Origin of the sequence: Paraburkholderia sp. EG286B, assembly GCF_040965655.1 — a bacterium.
In the GTDB taxonomy this organism is placed as follows: domain Bacteria; phylum Pseudomonadota; class Gammaproteobacteria; order Burkholderiales; family Burkholderiaceae; genus Paraburkholderia.
In genome coordinates, this window is record NZ_JBFRCF010000130.1 from 1 (window position 1) to 954 (window position 954).

The following is a 954-nucleotide window of genomic DNA, read 5'->3' on the forward strand; positions in this document are numbered from 1 at the left end:
CTCTCAAGAAACACACACCAAATGATTGTTTTGTATTTGCTTTTTTATTCGATGGTCTGCGCAGGCATGAGCTTCATGCCAAGCTTTTCGGCGCGCTTTGTCAGGTGATGCAGGACGCGCTGGCGATAGCGCTCCTCGTAGTACTCCTCTCCGCGATCGACGAATTCCTCGCCCTTGGTGAGCATCATGTAGATGAGCCGTGCGAGCTTGTGGGCGGTAGCAGCGATCGCCTTGGGTTTGTCGAGCCGCGCGCACATGCGGCGGAAGTACGCTCCCAGTGCGGACTGGCTGGTGCGCAGCGCTGCTGCGGCGAGCTTCAGGGCATGCGCGGCGCGATTCGCAGTGCGCTTGCTCTTGCCTGAGAGCGTCTTGCCACCCGATATCCTGGTGCCTGGACACAGCCCGAGCCATGAGGTGAAATGCTTGACGCTCGGAAAGCGTGACAGGTCAGCACCGATTTCAGAGAGCACCGCAAGGGCTGTCGTGACCTCGATGCCGTTAATCCTGGTCAGGTCAACGCCGCACATCTGGAAAAGCTGGGTTCGCAGATCAAACTGTGGGGAATTGCGCGTGCGCCCAGACCTCCTGCCAGGCCCAGGCGCACCAGCGTGCGCATGCAGCTGGGTCAGACTGGCCTGCAGTGCGCGGTCACACTCGGCCAGTTGGGTGCCGTGGAAATCGAAGTGCGCCAGTGCCTGCCTGAGTGCAAACAGGTGTTCGGTGCGCCAGTGACCATGCAGGCTTTGCGCAATGTCGTCGCGGCTGGCGCGAATCCGGCCGTGCTTCATGGCAGCCAGCGCATATGGATCGCGCTCACCTGCAACGATTGCGCGGATGATCCGCTGCCCGGTTTCACCAGCGACATCCGAAATCACGTTCGCCAGCTGGATGTTCATCTGGGCGAGCGCTTTCTGCATGTGCTGCACACAACGGGCCTGGCCCCTGAGCAGCATC

At 60.7% G+C, this 954-nt stretch carries 1 protein-coding gene; it reads right to left on the reverse strand.

Features of this window, described 5'->3' with window-relative positions; translation table 11 throughout:
• Positions 1–44 precede the first annotated feature (44 nt).
• Positions 45–954 (reverse strand): IS110 family transposase (locus AB4Y42_RS44055; RefSeq protein WP_368697870.1); only part of this gene is annotated, 910 nt, incomplete at its 5' end.